Origin of the sequence: Lactobacillus hamsteri DSM 5661 = JCM 6256, from assembly GCF_000615445.1 — a bacterium.
Lineage (GTDB): Bacteria > Bacillota > Bacilli > Lactobacillales > Lactobacillaceae > Lactobacillus > Lactobacillus hamsteri.
In genome coordinates, this window is the sequence record NZ_BALY01000049.1 from 1 (window position 1) to 7179 (window position 7179).

A 7179-nucleotide genomic window follows, 5' to 3' on the forward strand; every position below is an offset into this window, starting at 1 on the left:
TAGAATTTTTAGTGGAATAGATTTTTTATTAGAGAGGACTATGTCCTCCTTTTTTATGTAATAAAAAACCTGTTAATAGCTTATCACGAAGATAAGTCATCAACAGGAAAAATTATAGAGCCAAATAAAAATGCGTTAGGAGAATGATCTCTTAACGCATTTTTTTATATCTAATAATTATTTTGCATTTTTCTTTTTCAAAGTCATCATCATTGCAATAAAACTTAATGCATATGCTACAGCATTGATAATCCATCCCATATTGTAAGAACCGGTTTGATCAAAGAATAAACCAACTAAGTATACGGAAGCAGACATTGCAAATGCACCAAGCATATTGATAACAGAAAGAATGTTGCTGTAATCTTTTTCGCCAAATTCTTGTCTAATTAAGTATGGCAAAGCAACTAAACAGACACCTTGACCTAGTCCTAAAACAAATGCAGAAGCGATCAATAACTTGCTGTCGCGTAAAACTACCAATCCGCTCCATCCTATAATCCCTAATATAGAATAGATAAATAGTACTAAGCGAGCGTTGAACTTATCAAGCATATATCCAATAGAAATTTTACCAACTGCAGCACCAATCATTACTCCTGAAACAACAGTTGCAGCTACAATTGGTGAGATACCAATATTGGTAATATGTCCTGAAATATGCTGAACACTGCCTGAAACGAATTGTAAGGCCAGCATAGCAAATGCCAAAGCATAGAAGACAGGAGTATGCAATGCATTCTTTAAAGTCATTCCTGATAAGATCTTTTCGCTATCATCAGAAATGGCTTTCCCAAATGCGGGATGCTTGTCATCAGGCTTAGGTTTAATTGAAATAGCTAACGGAATAAGAATTAATCCTAAAATTAATCCTTCGCCAATAAAGCCGCCTCGCCAACCGGTTTTATTAATGATTTCCGCAATAATTGGGTTGAAGATTGTTCCACCAAATGCAGATAATCCAAGGGAAATCCCCATTACTGTACCTAGTTTTTCGTTAAACCATTTACTTAATAAAACCGGAATAGATAAAGTAATTGCAATTGGCTGACAAATACCGATAATGATCCATGCAATATAGAAATGAATTAAACTATGTGCTACAGACAAGCTTAACATGCTAATAGCAATAAGAGAGAAGCATCCCGTAAGCAGCCAGCGCAAGTTAACCTTTTCCATAATTTTACCCGCAAAAAGCAAAGTAATTGCGGCAGCCGCGTTCTGAAATGTCGTCATCAATGCAACATTAGCACGGCCAACATGGAATTCATTACTGATTGGGCCAAAGAATAATCCAATCGTATTAACGATTAGACCGAAACCAATCATCGATATAAAACAACAAACAATAAAGATCCACCAAGGAACAAAAGATTTCTTGTGAGTCATATTATTCTCAACTTTCTAAAAAGATACTTTTTAATTATATCTAACATTACTTAGTGAATGTTTTAAGAAAATCTAAAGACTAACAAAAAAGAAGTTTGATATAAAACGTCAAACTTCTTTTTATATTTACTATTTATTATCTATTGTTTTTTCTTTTTTAGTAAAATGAATAATCAAACCAATAATAAGTCCAACTGCGCTAAAGCTTATCCAGCTGAAGCCTAAATCGTACATAGGCAGGTGATTTTGTGCAAATTTGATAATTGCTTGTGCCCAGCTCGTATCTCGTAATACAGGAGGCATAGCATTGAATAAATCAAAAATTGCGGGAATTACGGTTAAATAGCAGGTAGTCTTATATACGATTGCATCGCGTTTAAATAATGGTGAAAGAATACCAAGAATAATCAAACTGATTGCAATTGGATATAAGAACATCAAGATTGGTTTCGACCAGGCAATGATTTGATCAAGGCCTAAGTTGGCAAAAATGAATGAAAGCAAACAATTGGCTGTAAGAAAGACTTTATATGAGATCTTAGGGAAACGCTCATTAAAGTCTTGGGCAAAGGCAACAACCAATCCCATTGCAGTACTAAGACATGTAATAGTCGTTAATGTTGCTAAAAGCGCATTACCGACTGTTCCCATGTAATAGTGGGAAATTTGAGAAAGAGTGGTTCCACCGTTAGCACCAATTTTGAATTGATGCAAGCTAGTTGCGCCAAGCCAAATTAAGCAGATATAGATAATAGCAATCCCGGCCATACCCCAAAGACCACTTTTTGCCATAGCAATAGAAACATTCTTTGGCTTTTTAATACCCAAGGCCTTAATAGAGGTAATAACTGTAATACCGAAGATTAATGAAGCTAAGGCATCCATTGTATTATAACCTTGCAAGAATCCGTTAGTATAAGCCATAGAGCTGTTACTATAATCAGCAGTAAAGGTAACTGTCTTTGCACTTCCTAAGGGATGAATAAATGCTAATAAGAAAATAAGGAATAGCATTATCAAAAATACGGGATTAAGAATTTTACCGATTAAATCAGTAATATTTGCTTCCGTAACGGATAAGAAGTAAACAATTAGGAAGAAAATTGCTGTAAAAATAAGCAATCCCCAACCTTGCATCCCTTTAGGCATATATGGTGCGAAACCAATTTCAAATGGAACAGTAGCTGTTCTAGGTGTTGCGCAAAGAGGCCCAATTGTTGCGTGAACTAAAAGCAAAAATGCAGAAGCCGCAAAGCCACCTATAGGTTTGGCTAAATCATAAATACCGTTTGCTCGACTAATACTTAAAGCAAATAATGCCATAAGCGGTAACAAGACACTTGAAGTTAAAAATCCGCCACTTGCCTGTATCCAGTTATTGCCGGCTAACTGTCCTAAATGAACGGGAAAAATTAGGTTTCCGGCACCGAAAAGCATCCCAAAGAATAAGGAAGCAATAATCAAAGTTTTACGTAATGTTATTTTAGAATCTGTCACTATACCATCCTCTCCAAGACATAAAAATATCCTTTAAGCTATTGGCCTAAAGGACATAATTATTCTGTATACTTTGACCTTTAACAAGTAATTCAAATATACCGAATAAGTTTTTTATAGTCAATATTGCATTTTATGAAACCGCTTGAAATTTTTAAAGTCATCTTGTAAACTAGGGACAAATATTTTGAGAAGATAAAATATATGAGGAATAGATTATGAGAATTAAGTATAAAAAGTTATTGTTAGTGGCAGGCATAACATTAATTACATCATTTTGTTTTTCTGAGCAAGTAAAGGCAGATGCTGATCCTGAAATTAAGGCTGATAATTATGCAATGGATGTTAAGTTGAATACTAAGAGGAATCAGCTTAATGAAACAGTGACGATTACTGTTAAGAATAATGGTCAAAATTCAGTTAAAGAAGTAGTAGTACGTAATATTGCTTATGGCGTACTTAAATATAATCGTAAACATTTTAAAAAGCATAATAAAAATGTTAAGACAACCGTTTATAGCGTAAGTGAAGAAGGTAAAAATCTTTCATATAACTATGGTGAGGATCATAGCAATTTATATGTAACTTTACCTAGTGATCTTAAGGCAGGACAAAGTCAAGCCATTACACTAAAGCTAACAACTGATGTACCTTATCGTAAAGACCGTTTTGGCTATCAAAATATTAGGGGAGGAAAGGTTTATAATTTATCATTTTGCTTTCCTTATTTAAGCGATTATCGTAATGGTCAATGGAATTATCATCCATATAGTGATGAAGGTGAGAATAGAAATAACGGTGTATCTAATTATCATGTAAGTTTCTATGCACCTAAGTCGTATAAAGTAGCAGCAACTGGGGATAATTCAATCTTTAATGGTAAGACAACGATTGAGGCAAGGGATGCACGTGACATGGCAATTGTTGCTTCTAATCGTTTTAAGGTTAGTCATGCTAAAGCTGACGGAATTGTGATAAATAATTTTTATTTACCTGGCAAAAAGTCATCTAATTATAATAAGCTGACTAAACAAACGGCAATTGACAGTTTAAAGCTATTTGACAAAAAAGTAGGCAAATATCCCTATAAGGAGTTAGATATTACTGAATATCCATTTAATAACTCAACGGGAGGGATGGAGTATCCTGGTTTGATTATGATTTCAGGTAATGGGTTCCTTAATAAGAAAAAATCACCTAACTCTTATGCTTATACTGAATTAGTTGGAGATGTTAGTCATGAAGTTGCGCATCAATGGTTTTATTCTACCATTGGGACAGATGAATATACTGAACCATGGCTTGATGAAGGTATGGCAGAATTCTTTGAAGAATCTGTTTATGGATTGACCAAAACCCCAAGTCGTACAATGCAGACGAAAATGATGCATGTTAAGTTTACAGATAAGGATAGGCGGAGACTCGTTAAAACATTTAATGCTATTATTAAAATGGATATTAAGGACAATAAGCGTTCAATCATTAATTATCCGTTGAATAAAATACCGAAGGGTAAAGATGAGGCGGATATAGCTTATGATACAGCCAAAATGTTTTATGATGAATTAATGGTAGCAATGGGAAAGCAAAAGTTCTTCCAGGCTATGCAAGACTACTATAGAACATATTATTTAAAGCAGACTACAGGTAGAGAATTTTTAAATATCATTCGCAAATATGATAATTCTAAAAAGGTAAACAAGATAATCTCTAACTTCATAGATCCAAAATATTTATAGATAAAAAAGAGACTCATTGCGAGTCTCTTTTTGTTATTAATTAAATTAAAATTCTTCGTGTTCGTTAGGATCGAAGCGACGACCATTTTCTTTATCAATTGAAACGAGTTTTTGAATTTCATCATTAGTAAGTTTGAAATCAAAAATATCTAAATTGCTAAGTTGGTGATCATAGGAACTGGCTTTAGGAATAGGAACAACGTTCATTTGAGTTTCCCATCTTAAAATAATTTGAGCAGGTGATTTAGCATATTTTTTAGCCAATTGTTGGACAATTTCTTCTTTAAAAGCCTCGCCACCGCGTTGAAGAGGACTCCAAGCTTCAGTGATGATTTTATGTTGATCATCGTATTCACGAACTTGTTTATTAGAACAATAAGGATGAAGTTCGACTTGGTTTACAGCAGGAGTAACTCCAGTTTCTTTAATTAAACGATCAATATGCTCAGGTTCAAAGTTTGAAACACCAATAGAACGAATTAATCCAAATTTTTGAGCATCAATTAAGGCTTGCCAAGCTTCAACGTATTTGTCTTCTTTAGGGTTTGGCCAATGAATAAGGTATAGGTCAAAGTAATCCAGATCTGCCGAATAGAGTGATTCTTGAATTTGATTGATGGCTTCTTGGTAGCTGTGATGACGCCCTGGAAGCTTAGAAGTAATAAAAATATTATCACGAGAAATGCTACTTTGTTTTACAGCATGGCCAACAGCGCCTTCGTTTTCATAATTAACAGCGGAATCAAGTAAACGGTAGCCGTTAGTTAATGCGGCACGAATAGCCGCCACACCTTGGGAACCGTTTAATTTATAGGTGCCAAAACCAAGAGCAGGAATGCGATTGCCATCATTTAAGGAAAAATATTTCATTTATTAGATCCTTTCATATATAATTCTTTTCTATTTAGTTTAGTATATAAATAATTAATATTTCAAATATACTGTTTATTTATCAAAATAAAAAATATCCAAGCTTTAACTCAATGTCATTAAGTTAAGACATTGACAAAGCTGACTTTATGAACCGAATCATTTGATTCGGTTCTTTTTCTTTTTAAAATAAAAAGTGAGCAGAGTTTATTAGCCCTTCTGCTCACTTTTATCATATTATCTGGTCTTTCATAGAAAGGTTGTGTCTCTCATGAAATCCCTTCATTTAAACATTTTAAAACTGATGGATAGTATTATCAATAAAATCGCTGCCAACATTCATGATTTTTCCGTTTCAGATCAGGCCTTTACCCGTTGCCGCAAACTTAATCCGACTGATTTAATTAAGCTGATTCTCAACATGGGAGCGGGCAGTCTGAACTCGGAAATTTTTCATGCTTTTCCTGATGTGAATTCCAGAATGACGGCTTCAGCTTTCGAACAACAAAAGGCTAAATTAAAGCCCGAGTGTTTTAAAGAAATTATGTTGGAGCTTAGTCGGGCAAACGATGCACTGCAGCTGCTGGATAATAAATATTTAGTTGCGGCAATTGACGGTTCTGATTTTGATCAGCCGTTTAATCCTAAGTCGGAAAATATTTTTCAAGGCAAAGATGGCCGAAGATATTGCCAGGTTCACGTAAACGCCCTCTATGATGTTTTAAACAAACTATATCTGGACTTGATTTTTCAACCGCGCCAAAAGATGGATGAACGTGAAGCGGCTCTTGCAATGTTAAAGAACTTGGCGCAGCGAGAAAAAGATTTTATAGTTTTAATGGACCGTGGCTACAGCAGCTTTAATTTAATTGAGAACTGCAATCGACTTAAGCATTGCCACTATGTTATCAGAACTAAGACTGGATATGGCGGGATTAAAGAAATCGCTGCAATGTCGGATAATGAATACGACATTGATTTATCTTGCAAAGTAACCTCATTGCATCGCTATTACATGACTCACAAGGACACGGAAAAATTTCTTCATTTGATTCTTCACCCCAAGCATCATCATAAAACTGCTTTTTCCAAATACACTAAAGATCAACGCTGGGACTTTGGAAATATATGCAATGTAAATTTCCGAGTGTGCAAGTTTAGAATCAATTCGCCAGGTTCAGACGATGAGTGGGAAGTGCTCATCACCAATTTAGACCGAGACGAATTTCCTTTAGCCAGAATGAAAGAGATCTATCATCTTCGCTGGGGAATAGAGACTTCTTTTAGAGAGCTTAAATACGATTTAAGCGGAGTGCAGTTTCATTCTAAAAAAGACCAGTTTGTTTATATGGAATTATACGCCCATTTCGCAATGTATAATGCCGTGAGTTTATCAGTAATTGCAAGCCCAAAGCCATATTCTCAAGGAAAATATCAATACCAAATAGACTTTAAAATGGCCTGCTGTGTTTGGCGACGATATTTTAATATAAGTGATAATTCAGATGTAATCTTTACTCAATTACTGCTGGATATGGCATTTTATTTAACTCCAATCAGGCCAGGAAGAAAAGACAAGCGAAATTTAAAAGCTAAATTAGTGGTCGGTTTTCCTTATCGTTTAGCCGCATAAGTTAATTTTTAAGCCAGTTGTCTAGGATGGCTTATTTGTGCTGTCAAAAAA

5 protein-coding genes are annotated in these 7179 nt (G+C 34.7%); 2 read left to right on the plus strand and 3 right to left on the minus strand.

Annotation, left to right across the window (positions count from 1 at the left end):
• Positions 1 to 177: 177 nt before the first annotated feature.
• Together JCM6256_RS08815 and brnQ are read right to left on the minus strand one after the other, a co-directional pair.
• Positions 178 to 1389: an MFS transporter gene (locus JCM6256_RS08815; RefSeq protein ID WP_025081317.1), complete on the minus strand. Its 1212-nt coding sequence runs from the start codon at positions 1387 to 1389 to the stop codon at positions 178 to 180.
• A 129-nt stretch (positions 1390 to 1518) separates the two neighbouring features.
• Positions 1519 to 2886: a branched-chain amino acid transport system II carrier protein gene (gene brnQ, locus JCM6256_RS08820; protein ID WP_025081318.1), complete on the minus strand. Its 1368-nt coding sequence runs from the start codon at positions 2884 to 2886 to the stop codon at positions 1519 to 1521.
• 218 nt (positions 2887 to 3104) lie between these two features.
• Here brnQ and JCM6256_RS08825 point away from each other — a divergent pair, with 218 nt between their 5' ends.
• Positions 3105 to 4625, plus strand: coding sequence for a M1 family metallopeptidase (locus JCM6256_RS08825; RefSeq protein ID WP_035438539.1), 1521 nt, complete (start codon positions 3105 to 3107; stop codon positions 4623 to 4625).
• 45 nt (positions 4626 to 4670) lie between these two features.
• Here the strand turns inward: JCM6256_RS08825 and JCM6256_RS08830 are convergent, their stop codons facing one another.
• Complete coding sequence (locus tag JCM6256_RS08830) at positions 4671 to 5495, minus strand: aldo/keto reductase (protein WP_025081320.1); 825 nt, start codon at positions 5493 to 5495, stop codon at positions 4671 to 4673.
• Positions 5496 to 5766: 271 nt separating this feature from the next.
• Between JCM6256_RS08830 and JCM6256_RS08835 the strand changes: the two genes are divergently transcribed.
• Positions 5767 to 7128 (plus strand): IS4 family transposase, encoded by a 1362-nt coding sequence (locus tag JCM6256_RS08835; RefSeq protein ID WP_025081321.1) that lies wholly within the window; start codon positions 5767 to 5769, stop codon positions 7126 to 7128.
• Positions 7129 to 7179 lie beyond the last annotated feature (51 nt).